Here is a 19,745-nt window from a genome sequence, read left to right on the forward strand (position 1 = left end):
CCACCCTGCGCCGACGCATCATCACCATCGCGGCCCGCCTGGCCCGACCCCAACGCAGGCCCATCTTGCACCTACCAACGCACTGGCCGTGGGCACAGCAGTGGCTCACATTGTGGCGCAACACCATCGGCTACAGCCCACCCCCGACCACCACCACCTGACCACCCGCCGCAAGGGCCCGACCGGAGCACACAGGAAAAGCTGGACAGACCAGCGGTTACAGGCTGCACACACCCGCAAGCCCGGCAAAATCACCCCCGAAACACCTCAACAAGGTCGATCCACGGATTGAGGCTAAGTGCAGCGGCGAACGGCGGGCCCGGATGCGCACGGTACTGGACAAGCGGGCTGACAACGGCGCCTGAGATTCGAATTTGCAGGAAAGTGCGGGACATACAGAAACGGTGTCTACCAGCTAACCGGCAAACACCGCCCTACCTGCAATGATGGTGCGCCCGAAGGGATTCGAACCCCTAACCTTCTGATCCGTAGTCAGATGCTCTATCCGTTGAGCTACGGGCGCTTGCGTGTATTCAGTTATGCGGTTGACGGATCAACCGTGGCGGAGGCGAGAGGATTTGAACCTCCGGTCCCCTTTGAGGGGGACAACTCATTAGCAGTGAGCCCCATTCGGCCGCTCTGGCACGCCTCCTGAACTTCTTGAGAGTACCGGACCCCATCTGGGTTTCAGACTGGTCCCCGGAACCGCCGAGGGGCAAGCCTACACATGCCTGACCGCTAGAAGCAAAGCGGCATTTCGGCCACCCTATGCTGGTCAGGTGACCGTCCGTTTGCGCCCTGTGTTGGACCAGATTCCCGCCTACACGCCCGGCAAGACGGTTCCCGGCGCAATCAAGATCGCGAGCAACGAAACCGTGCACGGTCCGCTACCGAGCGTGCGGGCGGCGATCACCGAAGCCATGGACAACCTCAACCGGTACCCGGACAACGGCTACAGCGATCTCCGGGAACAACTGGCCAAGCACACCGATTTCACACCCGGGCACATATCGGTGGGTTGCGGCTCGGTGAGCTTGTGCCAGCAGTTGATCCAGATCACCTCGACCGTCGGCGACGAGGTGCTGTTCGCGTGGCGCAGTTTCGAGATCTACCCGCTGCAAGTACGGACCGCCGGCGCCACCGCGGTACAGGTGCCGTTACGTGATTACACCCACGATCTGGACGCCATGCTGGCCGCCATCACCGACCGGACCCGGCTGATCTTCGTCTGTAACCCGAACAACCCGACTGGCACGGTCGTCGCCCCGGAGGCCCTGGCCCGGTTCGTCGCCGCGGTCCCGTCGGACATCCTGATCGTGCTCGACGAGGCGTACGTCGAATACATCCGTGACGGCCTGGCGCCCGACAGCCTCGGCCTGGTCCGGAACCACCCCAATGTGGTTGTCCTGCGCACCTTCTCGAAGGCCTACGGACTGGCCGGGTTGCGGGTGGGCTACGCCGTGGCCGACCCGGACATCGCCACTGCGCTCGGCAAGGTGTATGTGCCGTTCAGCGCCACCAGCCTGTCGCAGGCCGCCGCCACCGCCTGCCTCGACGCCGCCGACGAACTGCTGGCCCGCACGGACACCGTCGTCGCCGAACGCGCCCGGGTGACCGCCGCACTGCGTGAGGCCGGATTCACACTGCCGCAGTCACAGGCCAACTTCGTCTGGTTGCCGCTGGCCGAGCGCACCCAGGATTTCGTGGCGCGGGCCGCCGACAACCGGCTGGTCGTCCGGCCGTACGGCGACGACGGTGTGCGCGCCACCATCGGTGCCCCGCACGAGAACGACGCCTTCCTCGAATTCGCGCGACGCTGGATCGGAAACGGCAAGTGACCAACTCGGCGTCGAACGCCAAGCCGCTGGTGTGCCTCGACGCTGACGGTTAGCCTGTGGGCTGGCGGCCGGTGAATGCCAGCAGCCGGTCCAGCGCCGTCGAGTCTGCCGCGATCTCGATCGGATCGTCGAAGCCGGCGCCCACCCGCCCGTCAGGCGTGATGATTTCCCGGGCCCACTGCAGAACGGGTTCCGCTCGTGCGTCCGGCACATCGACGGGCTTGCCGACAGCCTGGGCGTAATCCCATGCGTGAACGAGGAATTCGAGGGAGAGGATGCGGGCCAGCATCGCCGCGGGCGCCTCGCCGTCACCAAACGGGACAGTTCCGTCGACGCCGCGCTGCCGCCACGCCGCCAGGGCGGGTTGTGCCGCTGCGAGGACCTGATCATGCACGGGGGCGTGCGGGTCGCGGGCCGGGATATCTGCTCCAGCGGCTCCACCGATCACCGTGATCGAGTTCAGCAGATGATCGGTCAGGGCAGCCACGTCGAATTCTCGACAGGGCGTCTGCCGCGCCCAGTCCTCGGCGGTGATGCCGTGAAGGACCCCTTGCAGTACCCCCAGCGTTGCCTCGGCGGATTCGAGTTCGTCCATACTCGATTTTGTCCCCGCTGGGCCCGGCAATGTTGCGTTTTGCGCGCTCGTCAGCGCCGCAACAACTGGACGCACTACCCGACCGACCGGTTGGGTAGTGTCGCCAGCATGGCTGACACCTACGAGTCCGTTTCCGTCGACATCACGGGCCACGTCGCCCAGGTCACTCTGCTGGGGCCCGGCAAGGGCAACGCGATGGGCCCAGCGTTCTGGGCGGAGCTGCCCGAGGTGTTCGGCAACCTCGACGCCGATCCGGAGGTGCGCGCCATCGTGCTCACCGGTTCGGGCAAGAACTTCAGCTACGGGCTGGATCTGCCCGCCATGGGCGCTACTCTCCCGGGCCTGGACGCGGGCGCCAAGGCGCGCGCCGAGTTCCACAAGAAGCTGCAGAGAATGCAGGCCGCGATCACCGCGGTGGCCGACAGCCGAACTCCGACCGTCGCCTCCATCCACGGCTGGTGCATCGGCGGCGGTGTCGACCTGATCAGTGCCGCGGACATCCGCTACGCCAGCGCCGACGCGAAATTCTCGGTGCGCGAGACCAAGCTGGCGATCGTCGCCGATGTCGGCAGCCTCGCCCGGCTGCCGCTGATCCTGTCCGACGGACACCTGCGGGAACTGGTTCTGACCGGTAAGGACATCGACGCGGCCCGCGCCGAGAAGATCGGCCTGGTCAACGATGTCTACGCCGACGCCGACGCCTCGCTGGCGGCCGCTCACACCACCGCCGGCGAGATCGCGGCCAATCCACCGCTGACGGTCGCGGGGGTCAAGGACGTGCTCGATCAGCAGCGCATCGCCCAGGTGTCGGAGAGCCTGCGCTATGTGGCGGCCTGGAACTCGGCGTTCCTGCCGTCGAAGGACCTGGCCGAGGCCGTTACCGCAATGTTCCAGAAACGCCCCCCGCAGTTCACCGGGGAATAGGGATCCAGCCCACGTCGTGCCGAACGTCGTCGCCGGGTGAGGAGCGACCAGGCCGACGGGCTGGTCGGGTCAGGTCCAGCCCGGTTTCAGGGTTTCGGTGCGATCGGTGGCCGGGGCGGGAGTGGCGGACAGGGCGGTGATCCGGCGGTACAGCTCCTCAGTCATGGTGATGTCGAGCGCGGCGAGGGAGCCTTCGAGCTGGTCGAGGTTGCGGGCGCCGATGATCGGGGCGGTGACCGCGGGGTTGGCCATGGTCCAGGCGACGGCGAGAGCCGGGGGTCTGACGTCGAGTTCGGCAGCCAGGGCGGTGAAGCGTTCGGCGGTGGTGAAGTCACTGTCGAGGCCGAATCGATCGGTATAGCGGGGAACATCGACGAGTCGTCCGCTGGCCGGTTTGTCGGTGGTGGTGTACTTGCCGGTCAGCAGCCCGCCGCCGAGTGGACTGTAGGTGATGACGCCGAGCTGCTGCTCGACGGCCAGCGGCAGGATTTCGACCTCGGCCTGTCGGCGGACCAAGTTGTACATCGGCTCGATGACTTGGAACCGGGCCAGGCCTTCGCGAGCGGAGATGCCGAGCGCGAGCGCGATCTGCCAGGCGGCCCAGTTGCTCACCCCGAGGTAGAGGATCTTGCCCGCCCGCTGCGCCTGGTCGAGGGCGCGGAGGGTTTCCTCGATCGGAGTGTTCTCATCGAAGGCGTGGACGAAGTAGACGTCGATCCAGTCGGTGCCGAGGCGGTGCAGGGTGGCGTCGACCGCGAGGCTGATGTGGCGGCGGGACAGGCCGGCAGCGTTGGGGTCGGTGCTGGTCGGATAGAACACCTTCGAGGTGATCACTACCTCGTCCCGCTCATGCTTGATCAGCCGGCCGAGGATCTTCTCCGACGCGCCACCGCCGTAGACGTCGGCGGTGTCGAAGAAGTTGATCCCGGCGTCGCGCACGCGCCGGTACATCGCCGCAGACGTCTGCTCATCGGCTTCGGTTCCGAACGACATCGCACCGAAGCACAGCAAAGAGACCTGCACACCGGTTGATCCGAGTGTTGTGTATTTCATGTGCTATCCGTTCTGTATTACTCGAATTGCGTTGCGGAACTATGGCTATGGCTGCAGTAGCACTTTGACGGCGCCGTTCATCCACCGCGGACCTCGCCGGGAGCGTGGATGACTGCTCCGTACAGGTTCAGTTCTCCGTCCCATCGTTGGTATCGCCGAAGAGTTGCTTGGCGACACCCATGGCGGACATGCCGTTGGGCCAGCCGGTGTAGAAGGCCAGGTGCAGGATCGCCTCTTTCAGCTCCTCTTCGGTGGCCCCATTGCGACGCGCGAAGTCGATGTGGAAGGTCAACTGCTCGGCCTTGCCCATGGCGGTCAATGCCGCAACGGTGATCAGGCTACGGTCCCGCTTGGACAGTCCAGGCCGCTCCCACACCTCGTCGAACAGCACGCGATCGGTGTAATGCACCATGCCGGGCGCGAAGTCTCCGAAGGCGCGCTGGCCGCCGGTCCAGCCGGTGTTCTGTTCGTCGGACATCGATCGTTCCGTTCCTCGGGAAGTGCTGGTCAGTGCTGGCGCCACCGAGAGTGGATTCCCGGATCATCACCTCAACCAGAGAACCCCGTCTCAGCTCCGCGCGGCAGGTCGAGCCAGAGGGGGTATAAACACAACCCCCATCACCAAGGTGGCCCGTCGTACCGTCGGAAGAGTGAACACCAGCGGCATCCCAGACCGGACCGACATCCGCGACTTCCTCGCCACCCGCCGCGCCCGAATCACCCCCGAACAGGTCGGGCTCCCGGCCGGCGGTACTTCACGGCGGGTTCCCGGACTACGCCGTGAAGAAGTCGCCGTGCTCGCCGGGGTGAGCACCGACTGGTACACCCGCCTCGAGAAGGGCCACATCCGCGGCGTCTCCGACGACGTACTGTCCGCCGTCGCCCGCGCGCTCTTGCTCGACGACGCCGAGACCGCCCACCTGTTCCATCTGGCCCGCGCCGCCAAACCCCTACGTACTCCGCGCCGACGCACACCTGCCAAGCTGCCCGAGAGCCTGCAGCAGCTGCTTGACGCGATGACCGGAGCGGCCGCATTCATCCGCAACGGACGGCTGGACGTCATCGCCACCAACGCCCTCGGCCGGGCGCTGTACGCCCCGGTGCTGGACGAGCCCGGCTGGAAAGCCAACATCGCCCGGTTCAACTTCCTCGACGCACGCGCTGCCGACTTCTTCCCCGACTACGGGGGGTCAATGGATACCACCGTCGCGCTGTTGCGCACCGAGGCCGGCTGCGACCCGTACAACAAGGACCTCACCGACCTCGTCGGCGAACTCGCCACCCGCAGTGAGGATTTCCGCAGTCGCTGGGGCGCCCACAACGTCCGCAACCACAGCACCGGGCTCAAACACTTCAACCACCCCGTCGTCGGCGCCATCGACCTCGCCTACGACTCCCTCGACGTCCGCTCCACCGGTGATGACCGACTGGTGCTCAACAGATACACCGCCGCCCCCGGCAGCGAGTCAGACGAGAAACTGCGCATGCTCGCCAGCTGGTCGGCACCCGCTTCGCCGACCCGACCCGAGGAGTGTCAATTTTCAGAGTGACCGATCCCGATCTGGTCGGGACGTCGAGTTGGCGCCCGCGGATCTGATCTCGATCACCGCTGCGGTGATCGGCGTCTAGTTGCCTGTCCGTTGCTGGCATCCCGGATATCTCCATCGCAGGTTGGTGACGGTCTCACTTGTCGGTGCGGTAGCGGGCGAGCTTGTCCGGGTCGATCTCGATACCCAGGCCCGGACCTGTGCTGCGGTGCAGCTGACCGTCGGTGATCTGCAGGGGCACACTCAGCAGGTCATCGCTCATGTCGAGGTAGTTGGACAGTTCGCCGGCGTAACGGCACGTGCGCTCGAACGCGGTACCGAAGGCCACCGCGCAGGCACTTCCGATCTGGCTGTCCAGTTGGTTGCCCATCACCAACTCCACCCCGAGGCCTTCTGCCAGGTGGTGCACCCGGGTGGAGGTGGTGAAGCCGGTGCGTGCCGTCTTGATGCTGATCGCGGTGGCCGCCCCACCGAGCACCTCACGGGTCACGTCGGCGGGTGTCGGCACGGATTCGTCGCCGATGAACGGGATGTCGAGCTGGCCGACCAGCCAGCGCCGTCCCAACACATCGTCGGCCGGACACAACTCCTCGGCGAAAAGCAGTCCCAGATCCGACATTTCGCGCATTGCGCGTAACGATTCCGAGGAAGACCAACCGCGGTTACCGTCGACGTAGAGTTCGACCGAGTCCCCGAACCGCGCTCGCAGCGCGCGTACCACCGCGGTGTCCAACGACACCGGGTGACGACCGACCTTGACCTTGAATGTGCCGATGCCGTAGATGTCTCGCATTCGCTCGGCTTCGGCGACCATGCGTTCCGGATCATCGAAACCCAGCATGTGGCTGACCCGCATGCGGTCGGTGTAGCCGCCGAGCATGTCGCCGACCGATAAACCGAGGGTGTGGCCCAATGCATCCCACATCGCCATGTCGATCGCCGCCTTGGCGGTCGGGTTCCCCACCGTGCGAGACAGCCGTCTACCCGCGACCTCGCGAGCGGTGAGGGGTAGCCCGACCAGCGCGGGCGCGAAGATCTGCTCGATGACGGCGACGATCCCGGCCTGCGTCTCGCCGTAGGTATACGGCCGGGGCGGCGCCTCGGCGACCCCGACGACGCCGTCGTCGGTGTGCACGCGTACCAATACATGATCGGCGGTATACACCTCACCCGAGGCGAACTTCACCGGCTTGAGAAATGGGATGCCGAACGGAATCGCCTCGACTGCAGTGATTTTCATGGTTTACTCCTCGCCTGTTTCTCGTCGCCATGGCCGGGATCAGCATTGTTCCGGCTAGCTATTCGTAAATACTGCCTCCTGGTCTCCTGGCCTCCGACAAGGCGTCCTACTTCACCGGGTGGGCACCGCCGATCGTCGGCGACGATCAAGGCTTACCGGTCTTGGTCGCCACCCCGGGTCAGAGCGACTGCGAGCACGCCCTGGCGGCCACTACCGAGGGCGTCGGCGGGACCGGCCCGCCGAGGTTAACGTCTCTCCGCGCAGACCGACGGCGAGGTCCAGCGGGACACATGCTCTCCCGTACGTCACCGTTGCGACGAAAAGCCACTGCCGAGGTACAGCACGGCCACTACGGCGCGCCGCGTGAAACCGGCAGACTGCACACCACCCAGTCAGTGCCTCCGTGTCACGCTCCAGCTGTGTTCGCTGATCCCAGCGAGAGTGTCGGTGTCCGTACCTTTCCACGCGACGACCAGCTCGCAGGTCTCGTTGATGAGGGCGGCCAGCGCGGCTTCCCGAACGGCGTAGATCGGTAAGCGGATATAGGCTGCGCCGTGTGTGCCCCACCGGACAACAACGAAACCGGGCTTATCCAACCGCTTTTCAGTCATGAAATCTCCCAGAGCAGCGAAGGGTCCACCGAGCCGTTGCCGACACCGGCCCTGATCCACCGGCTTGATCGGCGAAAGACGGTAGCCCCCAACCAGATTTGATGCCGACCGGAAGACCGGTCTCGGCGGCGGGACTGATGTCAGAGAACGCCCGGTGCTTGATGATCGGCGCGATTACCTCCAATCGACTTGCATCCTTCGTCAGATACTCGGCGTCGGAGGCAAAGTGTCAATATGCGCCGACCGCTTGAGTCAGAACATTTGAGGCGTGACGACACGGGTTACATGCACGCTGGGCGTCATTGGATCGGGCGGAGATGGGTGAGCATGAAGCGCGCGCAGTTGTCGATCTTGCTATGCCATGCGCTCACGGCTCCGTCCAGATCGCGGCGCCGAATCTCGTCGAGGATTCGACGGTCATCCCTGACGATCTCATCGGTGGGATAGCGGTAGTTCAATCCGAAAATCGTGACGAACAGCCGCAATTGCAGGGTCAACCGGATGAACATCGATCCGATCCGCGGCATCGCCGCCGTCGTCGCCAACTCGTCCTGCAGATCCAGGTCGAGGTCGCCGGCCTCGTAGACGCGTCCGAGTTCGTCGCATCGAACCAATCCGGCAAAGTACTCGTCCACAACGGGCGGCAGCTCGATGCGCGTGGTGGAGACCAGCCGCCGGGTGATCACGGTGCCGAGTAGGCTGCGAGCGGTGTAGGTCTCGATGACATCGCGGGGCGTAGGAACGGGCAACAGGTAACGGCCGGCCTGTTTGTCGACCAGAGCTTCTTCCGCCAGCTGTGCGAGGGTATCGGCAACGCGACCCGGGGAGACACCACATTTCCGGGCGATGTGGCGTGCGGAGATGGTGTCGCCGGGCTGCAACTCGCCTTCGGCGACAGCGGCGCAGATACCTCGAATAACGTGAGTGAAGTTGCCTGCGGGAGGCTCGGTCTCGGCATCGGAAGCGGTCCGGCTCGCTACCGGCGACGGCGGAGTGACTGCTCGGCACCAGACGAACTCGTCGGCGCCGTCGCGTCGCGCGTGGCGGATGTGCTGCTGAACCTCGCGTAGCTCGGCCAGCTGGCGCGGGTCGATGGCGTCGGCTACCGAGTGCAGCAGACCGAACCAGTCTGTTCCCGTGACCGCGTGTGCGGTGATCTCGGGGTGATGCGAGAGCCATCGTCGGGCGGCTGCGTCGAGTTTGGCGTTGATGACGAGAGTCACCGCCGGCGTGGAGGGTAGTCGGTCAACCGCGCGTTCGAGGAGGGTAACCGCGTCGGGAGCGGCGTCTACGGTCTCCACCTGTCCGCGACTCGGCAAGCGCAGAAGTGCTGCGCAGATGATCGTCTCCACGATGTCGAGGCGGACGGCTGGCGGTGTGCGGCGCGGTGAGGCCTCGTTCGACGCGAGGAAGCCCAGGGCGCATCCTGACTGGTGGACGTCGATGTAGTCGAGGATCGATGTCGAAAAGTCCTGTAGGACAGCTGCTCCCGGTTGCAGCGGAGGGAAGTAGTGGCGCCGTATCCGGCTGACGGTCGCCTGACTGACGCCGGTGACCTCGGCGACGGCTCGGGTCGACCATCGCTGGCGGCCGCCCGGGGGATCATCGAGGGAGCAGCTCAGGACGCGGTGGACAACCTCATCGGGGGCCGCAGGGCGGCCGGCGGGTGAGACATCGCGTAAACCTTCGACGCCGGCGTCGAGGTAGCGGTGCCACCATCTGGCCGCCGTAGTGCGGCTCACCGAGGACCGTCGGGCGGCTTCGGCGATGCCAAGGTCCGCACAGTCGATGACGGCCCGGGCGCGGGTCGCCACACCTTGGGGCGTTTGCCGCGATGCAGCGATGCGCAGGAGTGCCGCGCGGTCGGACTCAGAGAACCGGGGACCTTTCGCAACCATCATTGTGGGCGTTCATTCCTTCTGACTCACTCAATCGAGAATTGGTCGACATCTAACGTGCAGTGATCCGCATCACGCAAGGTCATAACGCACCAACGCAGTCCTAAGCAAATTCGTGCGACCCACATTTATCACACCGCCTGGATTGAATGAGATAGCAGAAGGAATGTTGCTAATGAGTAGTCTTCGAATTTTTCGGTACACGCTGATGAATCGCGCTCCTTCATCTGACCTCGGCAAATCCGCTGCCCCCACACCAACAGCAAACTGTTGGATCAGACACTGAACGTCACCACATCGTCCGATTTGCGGCGATTCCGAATGAATGACAACGGGTGACTCGATCGAGCTCTGGAACCACCGGCGGAATCGTCCGTCGTGCGGTGGCCAACGCCTGTACTAAATTACCGTCGCGCATTCTTCGCGCGTTGCGGCATCAATCACTGGAATCATTTCGGCGCTCGTATCCGATTGTGGCTCAGGGGTTTCGATCCGTTCACAACGGCCTCGCATACGGAGCCGCCGTCTCTGGGTGAGGAGAAACGCACGTTCGCACGACCACGGCCTGGATCGGGTTAGAAGCGGCCTCGGCGCTGATCGGCATCATGTGCGCGTGCCAGTCCTTGGCCTCGTCGACCGTCTTGAACTTGGCTTCGGTTGTACCTGGCTGCAGTCCGGCGCGACGTTCCGCAACGGATGTGTCAAAAAGTGTCAATTTTCAGGAGCGGCCTGCGCCCGGATTGACACCGAAATCCCCCTGACCTGCGGTGGCGGAGGGATTTGAACCCCCGGACGGTGTTAGCCGTCTCTCGCTTTCAAGGCGAGTGCATTAGGCCGCTCTGCCACGCCACCGCCGATAAGCGTAGAGGGTCTACACCCGGCCCAACTTGGCGGGCGGCGCTCCGGACTGCAGAGCAACGCTGATGCGCCGGCAGTTCTCCCCCATGGCCGCGATCTGCGGGCGCGACAGCCTGCCCAGGAAGTGCTCACGGACGCACTGCCCGTAGGTCACCATCGCACCTCGCACCGCCATTCGGCCGTCGTCGGTGATGGCCGCGATCACGCCGCGGCCATCGTCGGGACTTGCACACCTTGTGACGAGGTTCTGTACCTCCAGTCGGCGGATCTGCCGGGTGACCCGGCTCGGGAGCGACATCAGACGTTCCGCCAGATCCCCCATCCGTGCGGATCCGGTCGCCGACTTGTCCAGCATGTCGAGCAGCCGGACATCGTTGAGCGTCAGTTGATGCTCATCAACAAGCGACCGGTTCAGAGTCGCATACAACCGCAAAGCCGAGTCGAGATAGTGCTGCCACGACCTCTGCTCGGCAATATCCAGGCCCGGCATATCACCTGCCGTACGCCCGGCAATCATGCCTGACATGGCCGCAATCGTAAGGGACGTCGGTATTGCTGGGTGCCCGAAATCCAATCGTTGTAGCGTTCGACAAATGCGTGCAATTGTCGCTGCCGCGGACGGTTCTCTGACCTGGGAAAATGTTGCCGACATCGCGCCGGGATACGGCGAGGTTCTGATCCGCGTCGGTGTCGCGGGAGTCAATCGTGCGGACTTGCTACAGGCTGCGGGTAAATACCCGCCGCCACCGGGGGCGAGCAAGACCATCGGACTGGAAGTCTCCGGTGTGATCGCCGGGCTCGGCGACAGCGTGACCGGGTGGGTTGTCGGCCAGCCCGTGTGCGCCCTGCTGGCTGGTGGCGGGTACGCCGAATACGTCACGGTGCCCGCTGCGCAGGTGATGCCCGTCCCCGACGGCGCCAGCCTGGACGAGGCGGCAGCTCTGCCCGAGGTGGCGTGCACTGTGTGGTCGAACCTGGTGATGACAGCAGGCCTGACGGCGGGACAGCTCGTCCTCCTGCACGGCGGCGCCAGCGGCATCGGCACCCACGCCATCCAGGTTGCCCATGCGCTCGGCGCCAGGGTCGCGGTGACCGCCGGATCGGCCGAGAAGCTCGCCCTGTGCCGCAGTCTCGGCGCCGATATCACCATCAACTACCGCGACGAGGATTTCGTGGCGGTTGTGCAAGCCGACCGCGGCGCTGACGTGATCCTCGACATCATGGGCGCGGCCTACCTGGACCGCAACGTCGATGCGCTGGCCCCCGGCGGGCGCATCACCATCATCGGCATGCAGGGTGGCGTCAAGGCCGAGCTGAACATCGGCAAGCTCATCAGCAAGCGGGCCGGCGTGATCGGCACATCCCTGCGGCCCCGGCCGGTCGACGGCCCGGGCGGTAAGGCCGAGATCGTCGCGGCTGTCGTCGACAACGTGTGGCCGATGGTCGCCGACGGGCGGGTGCGCCCGGTCATCGGCGCCGAGCTGCCGATTGACCAGGCGCAACGCGCCCATCAGCTACTAGCTTCCGGAGAAGTGTCTGGGAAAGTGCTGTTGCGGGTGTAGGAGATCAGCCCGCGCACGCGAGGAGCACAAGCCAGCCTGCGCACGCGAGGAGCACAAATCGGCCTGCACGCGAGGAGCACAAATCAGCCCAGCGACGCCAGGGCGCGCACCAGTTGATCGACCTCGGCGATGGTCGAGTAGTGCGCCAGCCCTACTGTCACCGCGCCGCCGATGTCGTTGACCCCGATCACGTCGAGCAGGCGCGAGCTGGTGTTGGAGACCGCCAGGATGCCGTTGTCGGCCAGCCGCTGCACCACCCGTTCGGCCGGCACGTCGCGCACCGCGAAGCTCAGCACCGGAATGGGCGACTCAGGGTGGCCGATCACCATCACCAGCGGCAGCGAGCGCAGCGAGGACAGTAGGTAGTCGAACAGCCGGCTCAGGTACGACGCTGCGGATTGCATTGAAACCGCAAGCCTTTCGCGCCGTGTACCCGTCGCCGCCTCGTCGAGGTTGGACAGGTATTCGACGCTGGCCACGACACCGGCCAACAGGCCGTACTGATGCACACCCATCTCGAGACGCTCCGGTCCGGTTGCGTCCGGATTCAGCGACACCGCGCCGAAAGAGTCGATGATCGACGGATCCCGGAACACCAGGGCGCCGATGGGCGGGCCGCCCCACACGACGGCGTTCAGCGCGACAACGTCGACGTCGACCTCGTCGAGATCGAACAACCGGTACGGGGCGGCAGCCGAATGATCGACCACTACAAGACCGCCGACCTCGTGGGTCAGTTTGGTCACTTCACCCAGGTCGGTGACAGTTCCCACGGCCGACGACGCCGATGCGATCGCCACCAGCCGGGTCGGCTTCTCGATCAGCCCCTCCCATTGCCAGGACGGCAGCTCGCCGGTCTCGATATCGACCTCGGCCCACTTCACCTTGGCGCCATAACGATTCGCCGCCCGCAGCCACGGAGCGATGTTGGCCTCGTCGTCCAGGCGCGTCACCACTACTTCGTAGCCCAGACCGACCCTGGCCGAGGAAGCCTCGGCCAGCGCCGTCAGCAGGTGCGCGCGGTCGGGCCCGAGCACCACACCGCGGGGATCCCCGTTGACCAGATCGGCGACCGCCTGGCGGGCCGCGGTGAGCACGGCAGCGCTGCGGCGGGCAGACGGGTGGGGACCGACCGTCGTCGGCATGGAGCCGCGGAACGCCGTCGAGACTGTCGTCGCGACTGCGTCGGGAACCAACATGCCGTTCTGGGTGTCGAAGTGCACCCACCCGTCGCCCAAGGAGGGATGCAGACCACGCACCCGGGCGACGTCGTAAGCCATGCCAGCCACCTTAGAGCGTTCGCAAATATGACAAACCGAGACAATCGAGGTGGGCGCTCGACCGCGTGTTTCGGCCACGTAGGCCGCGCAGGACCGAGTCGCCCTGGGCAGCCATACTAGTCCAGTGGGCTTCGGGTTCGGAGTGCTAGTTGCACTGTTGTTGCTAGTGATCCCCGGGTCGTTGACTGCACGAGCCGGTGGCCTCAGCCTGCCGGTAGCCGTGGCTGTGGGGCCGGCCCTGACCTACGGCATCGTCGCCCTGTTCATCGTCCCATTCGGTGCCATTGGGGTGCCATGGAACGAGTGGTCGGCACTGTTTGCTGTGGCCATCACCGCTGTGGCCGCAGCGGGGTTGCGGATGGTGCTGGGGCGGTTTCGGGACCGCGACGCCGAGCAGTTGGCGCCTTCGACGGGGCCGGCTCTGATCGTTGGCGCGGGCGTCGTGCTGGGTGCCCTGCTGATCATGTGGGCGGCTGCGGCCGGGGTGGTGCACTGGCAGTCCGCGCCGAGCACGTGGGACTCGGTGTGGCACGCCAACACCGTGCGGTTCATCCTCGACACCGGGCAGGCCTCCCCCACGCACATGGGTGAGCTGCGCAATGTGGAGACCCACGAGGTGTTGTATTACCCGTCGGCTTTCCACGCCCTCGCCGCGGTGTACAGCCAGGTGACCGGCGCCGCTGCGACCACCGCCTACACCGTGAGCACGGTCGCCGCGTCGGTGTGGCTGTTCCCGCTCAGCGCCGCGATGCTGACCTGGAAGATCGTGCGCCCGCTCACCTGCCCGTGGCGTACGGCGGTGGTTTCCGCGACGGCGGCTGCGCTGTCGGCATCGTTCACGGCAGTGCCCTACGTCGAGTTCGATGTCGCGGCTGTACCGAACCTGGTCGCCTACGGCCTGGCGGTGCCGGCCTTCGTCCTGGTCGCCTCGACCTTGCGGCACCGGGACCGCATACCGATGGCGATCCTGGCGCTGGTCGGAGTTTTCTCGGTGCACATCACCGGCGGTGTCGTGACCGTGCTGCTGGTCAGTGCGTGGTGGCTGTTGGACTGCCTGCGCCGCCCGGTGCGGGGCCGGCTACCCGATTTCGTGACACTGCTCATCGTCGGGATACCCGCCCTGCTGATCATGTTGCCGCAGTTCCTCACCGTCGCCGACCAGGCCGAAATCATCGCCGGGCACGCGTTCGTCAACAATCTGGGCCGCAAAAGCTCCCTGTTCGCGGCCGTGGTGCAGCACACGCGTCACCTCAACGACTACCCGATCCAGAACGTCCTGATCGCGCTCGCGGCCATCGGTGGTCTAGTCATGTTGGTCAAGAAGATCTGGTGGCCGTTGGCAGTCTGGGCGCTGCTGATCGTGTCGATCGTGCATTCGGGTGCCCCGTTCGGTGGTCCGGTAGGCACCATCACCGGCAGGTTCAGCGACCTGTTCTACAGCGACCCGCGCCGGCTGTCCGCGGTGGTCACCCTGCTCTACGCGCCGATGGCGGCGATCGGCCTGTGCACCCTGGTTCTGGGTCTGACAGTGCTGCTGGGCCGCGTGACGCAGCGGCAAACGCTGATCAGGACCACAGCGGGCGTCGTGCTGGTCGCCACCGCGGTGGGGCTGGCCTGGCACTACTTCCCACGGCACCGGTTTCTGTTCGGCGACAAATACGACTCGGTGATGGTGGCCGACCACAAACTGCGCGCGTTCGCCTACCTGGCCGGCTTACCCGACGCGCACACCACGGTGATCGGCGACGCCAACACCGACGGTACGGCGTGGATGTACGCGATCGCCGGGCTGCACCCGCTGTGGACCCACTACGACTACCCCGTGCAGCAGGGCCCTGGGTACAACCGGTTCATTTTCTGGGCATACGCCGACGATGCTGACACTGATCCTCGTGTTGCCGCGGCCGTCAAGGCCCTCAACATCAAGTACGTATTGACCAGCACTCCGGTGGTGCGTGGGTTCACCATGCCGGACGGGCTAGTGTCGCTAGACAAGTCGAAGTCGTGGGAGAAGATCTACGACGACGGCAAAGACCGCATCTACCGCTGGCGCGGAGACCAACAGACGACGGGAAGGTCATGACCATCAACCCCGACGACGACAACATCGAGATCCTGGCCGGCAACGCCGGCGATCCGGATGCTGACGCCGACGCCGACGGCAAATCGCTGACCGACCTCGTCGAGCAACCGGCGAAGGTGATGCGGATCGGCACGATGATCAAGCAGCTGCTCGAAGAGGTGCGGGCCGCTCCGCTCGACGACGCCAGCCGTAACCGACTGCGCGACATCCACCGGACCAGCATTTCCGAGCTGGAGGACGGGCTGGCGCCCGAGCTGCGCGACGAGCTGGAGCGGCTGACGCTGCCGTTCAGCGAGGACTCCATCCCGTCGGATGCCGAGCTGCGTATCGCCCAGGCCCAGTTGGTCGGCTGGCTGGAGGGGCTCTTCCACGGCATCCAGACGGCTTTGTTCGCGCAGCAGATGGCCGCGCGTGCCCAGCTCGAACAGATGCGCCAGGGTGCACTGCCCCCGGGCACGGGCGGGCCAGGCGGCCAGCGTGGCGGGTCCGCGCACCCGGGCACCGGGCAGTACCTGTAGGTCCGCCGTTGTCCGATCCGCATATTTCCACGCGTGACGCGTGGGTCGAGTTCCCGATCTTCGACGCCAAGACCCGCTCGCTGAAGAAGGCGTTCCTCGGTAGGGCCGGCGGTGCCATCGGGCGCAACCAGTCCAACGTCGTCGTCATCGAAGCGCTGCGCGACATCACGATGTCGCTGCAGATGGGCGACCGGGTGGGGCTGGTAGGCCACAACGGCGCCGGGAAATCCACGCTGCTGCGCCTGCTTTCGGGCATCTACGAGCCGACCCGTGGTTCGGCCACGGTTCGCGGCCGGGTGGCACCGGTCTTCGACCTCGGCGTCGGCATGGACCCGGAGATCTCGGGGTACGAGAACATCATCATCCGCGGGCTGTTCCTCGGACAGACCCGTAAGCAGATGCTGGCCAAGGTCGACGAGATCGCCGAGTTCACCGAGCTGGGCGAATACCTGTCGATGCCACTGCGCACATACTCGACGGGTATGCGGGTACGGCTCGCGATGGGGGTGGTCACCAGCATCGACCCGGAGATTCTGTTGCTCGACGAGGGCATCGGCGCAGTCGACGCCGACTTCCTCAAGAAGGCACAGTCTCGGCTGCAGGGTCTGGTCGAGCGGTCCGGAATCCTGGTGTTCGCAAGCCATTCCAACGAGTTCCTGGCCAGGTTGTGCAAGACCGCCATGTGGATCGACCACGGCACGATCAAGATGGCCGGCGGCATCGAAGAGGTCGTCCGCGCGTACGAGGGCGACGACGCCGCACGCACTGTCCGTGAGGTGCTGGAGGAAACCGCGCGTGGAGCCTGACACAGTCTGCGCGGTGGTGGTCACCCATCGGCGCCGCGAACTGCTGGCGAAGTCTCTGGACGCCGTGGTCGGCCAACAACGTCGCCCGGAACATCTGATCGTCGTCGACAACGACGACGACCCCGCGGTGCGCGAACTGGTGACGGGGCAACCGGTGCCGTCGACCTATCTCGGGTCTCGCCGGAACCTGGGCGGCGCAGGCGGTTTCGCGCTCGGCATGCTGCACGCACTGGCTCTGGGATCCGATTGGATCTGGCTGGCCGACGACGACGGCCGCCCAGCCGACTCCACTGTGCTGGCCACCCTGCTGGCGTGCGCCGAGCAGCACTGCCTGGCAGAGGTCTCACCAATGGTGTGCAATCTCGACGATCCCGACCGGCTGGCCTTCCCACTGCGCCGCGGCGTGGTGTGGCGCCGGCTGGTCTCGGAGCTGCAGGCCGAGGACTCGTCTGTTTCCGGGGATCTGTTGCCGGGCATCGCGTCGTTGTTCAACGGCGCCCTGTTCCGGGCCGCCACCGTGGAGGCCGTGGGCGTTCCCGATCTGCGCCTTTTCGTCCGCGGCGACGAGGTCGAACTGCACCGCCGATTGGTGCGCTCCGGGCTGCCGTTCGGAACCTGTTTGACGGCAAAGTACCTGCACCCGTGCGGCACCGATGAGTTCAAACCGATCCTGGGCGGACGGATGCACACCCAGTACCCCGATGACCAGACCAAGCGGTTTTTCACCTACCGCAACCGCGGCTATCTCCTCGCCCAGCCGGGGCTGCGCAAACTGCTTCCGCAGGAGTGGGTGCGGTTCGGCTGGTACTTTCTGGTGTCCCGTCGCGACCCCGCGGGTCTGCGCGAATGGATTCGCCTGCGGCGCTTGGGTAGACGCGAAAGGTTCGGGAGGGACCTTCGGGGCGAGCGAAGCGACGGGAAAAGACCTCGGGGCGAGCGAAGCGACGGGAAAGATAGGCGATGACGTTCACCGATGCCGCGGCGCAGTCCAAGACCATGGCCCGGGCCTGGGCCGACCTGACCGAGGGGTTCGGCAAACGGGAGCTGTGGCTGCACCTGGGCTGGCAGGACATCAAGCAGCGGTACCGCCGCAGCGTGCTCGGTCCGTTCTGGATCACGATCGCCACCGGTACCACGGCAGTGGCGATGGGCCTGCTGTACTCGAAGCTGTTCAAGCTGCCGCTCGAGGAGCACCTGCCCTACGTCACACTCGGGCTGATCCTCTGGAACCTGATCAACGCGTCCATCCTCGAAGGCTCCGAGGTGTTCATCGCCAACGAGGGGTTGATAAAACAGTTGCCGACACCGCTGTCGGTGCACGTCTATCGGCTGGTGTGGCGGCAGATGATCCTGTTCGCCCACAACATCGTCATCTTCGTGGTGATCGCGATCGTCTATCCCAAGCCGTGGAAATGGGTTGATCTGGCGGTCATCCCGGCTCTGGGCCTCATCATGCTCAATTGTGTGTGGGTGTCGCTGTGCTTCGGCATCCTGGCCACCCGCTACCGCGACATCGGCCCGCTGCTGGGCTCGGTGGTGCAGCTGCTGTTCTTCATGACGCCGATCATCTGGAACGAATCCACGCTGCGGCAGCAGGGCGCCGGATCGTGGGCCAAGATCGTCGAATTGAACCCGCTGCTGCACTATCTCGACATCGTCCGGGACCCGCTGCTGGGCGCCGACCAGGAGGTGCGGCACTGGGTGGTGGTTCTTGCCCTCACGGTGATCGGCTGGGGCTTCGCGGCAGTCGCGATGCGCCAGTACCGCGCGCGGGTGCCGTACTGGGTGTGACGGGTCAGTCGGGCTGAGTGCCGAACTCGAAGTAGCGCCCGGAGATCTCGTGAGGCGTGATCCGCACGTAGCGACGTTTCACGGTCGCCGTCCAGGGCAGTAGCTGCGCCCGCTCGGCCGCGGCGATGTCCTCGGGCGTCTCCAACAGTTCGGCGGCGCCGCGCACAATCACGCTCCAGCCGTTCATCAGGTTGTGGTCGTCAACCTCGAACACCACCCGGTCGCTGAGTATGGAGGTGATCAGCTTGGTGCCCTCGGCGGTGCGGAACAGCACGGTGCGCCGCTGCACGACGAAGTTGACGGGGAAGATTTCGATTCTGGTGCCGATCGTCGTGACGAGGCGACCGAGCGCCACGCTGGCCAGCAACCGCCAGCTTTCGTCTTCACCGAGGATCGACACCGGATACTCGGGCGCCATACCCGAACCCTATCGACAGCCGGGCCGGCACACACCGCTCCCGAGAATATTTGCTGGACAGGCCGCAGGAGCTCCTCGGCACCGCCGTCCGCGCCCAGCGCACCGAACGTTCAGGGATAGCCGAACAGCTCATCGCGATCGGCACCTACGCCATTCAGCGCATGGACGAGGAGGCTGATAAGCACGACTTCTGGTGTGTCGATGACTTAGATGTCGTCGCCGCCGAGGTAGCCGCCGAACTCGGCATCAGCCGTGCCCGCGCCCTGGCACTGCGCCGCCCGAGCAAATCCGCGTCCAACGTGCACACACTGCGATTTTCTTTGTGGTTTTTCGCACTGGGTGCACGCTCGGTGAGCCAGTCCGTCATGGGGGTAGATTCCCGACTTGCGACAAACCTGAAGATCCTGTGCCGTTCATCATTTGATGAAAACTTTCTACAGCACCTGGAACGACCAACAACTCCCCGACGGGACGGTGATCTGGACCTCGCCAACCGGACGGACCTACACCACCACACCCCGTGGCGCCCTGTTCTTCCCTCAACTCGCCACACCCACCGGCGAACTCACCCTGCCGAAGACCCCGAGATTGGACATCCCGGCACGCGGGTTGGCCATGCCCACCCGTCGCCGCACCCGCGCGCAAGAAAAGGCCTACCGGATCGAAACCGAACGAAGATCCAACCGCACCCGCTACGCCGCAGACCCACCGCCCTTCTGAGGG

At 65.4% G+C, this 19,745-nt stretch carries 19 protein-coding genes, 3 tRNA genes and 1 pseudogene; 11 read left to right on the forward strand and 12 right to left on the reverse strand.

The window, feature by feature from the left end:
• A pseudogene (locus H276_RS24810) lies at positions 1-161 on the forward strand (IS1380 family transposase); the annotation flags it as partial.
• Positions 162-447: 286 nt separating this feature from the next.
• Here the strand turns inward: H276_RS24810 and H276_RS0117335 are convergent.
• Both H276_RS0117335 and H276_RS0117340 read right to left on the reverse strand, forming a co-directional pair.
• Positions 448-523, reverse strand: a tRNA-Arg gene (locus H276_RS0117335).
• Positions 524-560: 37 nt separating this feature from the next.
• Positions 561-652: transfer RNA gene (locus H276_RS0117340), tRNA-Ser, on the reverse strand.
• 127 nt (positions 653-779) lie between these two features.
• Between H276_RS0117340 and hisC the strand changes: the two genes are divergently transcribed.
• Positions 780-1,838, forward strand: a complete 1,059-nt coding sequence (hisC, locus tag H276_RS0117345) for a histidinol-phosphate transaminase (RefSeq protein WP_019972561.1) — start codon at positions 780-782, stop codon at positions 1,836-1,838.
• Positions 1,839-1,887: 49 nt separating this feature from the next.
• Here hisC and H276_RS0117350 read toward each other — a convergent pair whose 3' ends face one another.
• Positions 1,888-2,433, reverse strand: coding sequence for a TIGR03086 family metal-binding protein (locus H276_RS0117350; protein WP_019972562.1), 546 nt, complete (start codon positions 2,431-2,433; stop codon positions 1,888-1,890).
• Between the two features lie 108 nt (positions 2,434-2,541).
• Here H276_RS0117350 and H276_RS0117355 point away from each other — a divergent pair, with 108 nt between their 5' ends.
• On the forward strand, positions 2,542-3,357 hold the full coding sequence (locus H276_RS0117355) for a crotonase/enoyl-CoA hydratase family protein (RefSeq protein WP_026357119.1): 816 nt from the start codon (positions 2,542-2,544) through the stop codon (positions 3,355-3,357).
• 69 nt (positions 3,358-3,426) lie between these two features.
• Here H276_RS0117355 and H276_RS0117360 read toward each other — a convergent pair whose 3' ends face one another.
• Entirely contained in the window at positions 3,427-4,410 is a 984-nt protein-coding gene (locus H276_RS0117360; protein ID WP_019972564.1) for an aldo/keto reductase, read from the reverse strand.
• 127 nt (positions 4,411-4,537) lie between these two features.
• On the reverse strand, positions 4,538-4,888 hold the full coding sequence (locus tag H276_RS0117365; protein WP_019972565.1) for a carboxymuconolactone decarboxylase family protein: 351 nt from the start codon (positions 4,886-4,888) through the stop codon (positions 4,538-4,540).
• A gap of 172 nt (positions 4,889-5,060) precedes the next feature.
• Here H276_RS0117365 and H276_RS0117370 point away from each other — a divergent pair, with 172 nt between their 5' ends.
• Positions 5,061-5,960, forward strand: coding sequence for a helix-turn-helix transcriptional regulator (locus H276_RS0117370; RefSeq protein WP_019972566.1), 900 nt, complete (start codon positions 5,061-5,063; stop codon positions 5,958-5,960).
• A 133-nt stretch (positions 5,961-6,093) separates the two neighbouring features.
• On the opposite strand, the gene H276_RS0117375 is transcribed toward H276_RS0117370, so the two are convergent.
• The 5 genes from H276_RS0117375 to H276_RS0117395 all read right to left on the reverse strand — a co-directional run bounded on the left by H276_RS0117375 (position 6,094) and on the right by H276_RS0117395 (position 11,090).
• Positions 6,094-7,197, reverse strand: coding sequence for a mandelate racemase/muconate lactonizing enzyme family protein (locus H276_RS0117375; RefSeq protein ID WP_019972567.1), 1,104 nt, complete (start codon positions 7,195-7,197; stop codon positions 6,094-6,096).
• Positions 7,198-7,589: 392 nt separating this feature from the next.
• Positions 7,590-7,808: a hypothetical protein gene (locus H276_RS23220; protein WP_019972568.1), complete on the reverse strand. Its 219-nt coding sequence runs from the start codon at positions 7,806-7,808 to the stop codon at positions 7,590-7,592.
• A gap of 299 nt (positions 7,809-8,107) precedes the next feature.
• Entirely contained in the window at positions 8,108-9,622 is a 1,515-nt protein-coding gene (locus tag H276_RS0117385; protein WP_231376708.1) for a helix-turn-helix domain-containing protein, read from the reverse strand.
• Positions 9,623-10,471: 849 nt separating this feature from the next.
• A tRNA-Ser gene (locus tag H276_RS0117390) sits at positions 10,472-10,558 on the reverse strand.
• Between the two features lie 19 nt (positions 10,559-10,577).
• Positions 10,578-11,090: a MarR family winged helix-turn-helix transcriptional regulator gene (locus H276_RS0117395; protein WP_026357121.1), complete on the reverse strand. Its 513-nt coding sequence runs from the start codon at positions 11,088-11,090 to the stop codon at positions 10,578-10,580.
• 67 nt (positions 11,091-11,157) lie between these two features.
• On the opposite strand from H276_RS0117395, the gene H276_RS0117400 reads away from it, so the two are divergent.
• Positions 11,158-12,126: an NAD(P)H-quinone oxidoreductase gene (locus H276_RS0117400; RefSeq protein WP_019972571.1), complete on the forward strand. Its 969-nt coding sequence runs from the start codon at positions 11,158-11,160 to the stop codon at positions 12,124-12,126.
• A gap of 83 nt (positions 12,127-12,209) precedes the next feature.
• On the opposite strand, the gene H276_RS0117405 is transcribed toward H276_RS0117400, so the two are convergent.
• Positions 12,210-13,406, reverse strand: a complete 1,197-nt coding sequence (locus tag H276_RS0117405; protein ID WP_019972572.1) for a cysteine desulfurase-like protein — start codon at positions 13,404-13,406, stop codon at positions 12,210-12,212.
• A 124-nt stretch (positions 13,407-13,530) separates the two neighbouring features.
• Here H276_RS0117405 and H276_RS0117410 point away from each other — a divergent pair, with 124 nt between their 5' ends.
• Genes H276_RS0117410 through H276_RS0117430 form a run of 5 tightly spaced genes read left to right on the forward strand, consistent with a single transcriptional unit; the run spans position 13,531 to position 18,604 of the window.
• The gene (locus H276_RS0117410) at positions 13,531-15,489 is read left to right on the forward strand and encodes a DUF6541 family protein (protein WP_019972573.1); all 1,959 of its coding nucleotides are present in this window, start codon (positions 13,531-13,533) and stop codon (positions 15,487-15,489) included.
• Positions 15,486-16,007 (forward strand): bacterial proteasome activator family protein, encoded by a 522-nt coding sequence (locus H276_RS0117415; protein WP_019972574.1) that lies wholly within the window; start codon positions 15,486-15,488, stop codon positions 16,005-16,007. The genes H276_RS0117410 and H276_RS0117415 overlap by 4 nt, the downstream gene beginning before the upstream one ends.
• A gap of 8 nt (positions 16,008-16,015) precedes the next feature.
• Positions 16,016-16,813, forward strand: coding sequence for an ABC transporter ATP-binding protein (locus tag H276_RS0117420; protein ID WP_019972575.1), 798 nt, complete (start codon positions 16,016-16,018; stop codon positions 16,811-16,813).
• On the forward strand, positions 16,803-17,777 hold the full coding sequence (locus tag H276_RS0117425) for a glycosyltransferase (RefSeq protein ID WP_019972576.1): 975 nt from the start codon (positions 16,803-16,805) through the stop codon (positions 17,775-17,777). Before H276_RS0117420 ends, H276_RS0117425 begins: the two co-directional genes overlap by 11 nt.
• On the forward strand, positions 17,774-18,604 hold the full coding sequence (locus H276_RS0117430; protein ID WP_019972577.1) for an ABC transporter permease: 831 nt from the start codon (positions 17,774-17,776) through the stop codon (positions 18,602-18,604). Before H276_RS0117425 ends, H276_RS0117430 begins: the two co-directional genes overlap by 4 nt.
• Before the next feature lie 4 nt (positions 18,605-18,608).
• Here the strand turns inward: H276_RS0117430 and H276_RS0117435 are convergent, their stop codons facing one another.
• The gene (locus H276_RS0117435) at positions 18,609-19,022 is read right to left on the reverse strand and encodes a pyridoxamine 5'-phosphate oxidase family protein (protein WP_019972578.1); all 414 of its coding nucleotides are present in this window, start codon (positions 19,020-19,022) and stop codon (positions 18,609-18,611) included.
• A 423-nt stretch (positions 19,023-19,445) separates the two neighbouring features.
• On the opposite strand from H276_RS0117435, the gene H276_RS0117440 reads away from it, so the two are divergent.
• A complete protein-coding gene (locus H276_RS0117440; RefSeq protein ID WP_019972579.1) occupies positions 19,446-19,742 on the forward strand; it encodes a hypothetical protein in 297 nt (98 codons plus the stop codon).
• Positions 19,743-19,745 lie beyond the last annotated feature (3 nt).

Source organism: Mycobacterium sp. 141, from assembly GCF_000382405.1.
GTDB lineage: Bacteria > Actinomycetota > Actinomycetes > Mycobacteriales > Mycobacteriaceae > Mycobacterium.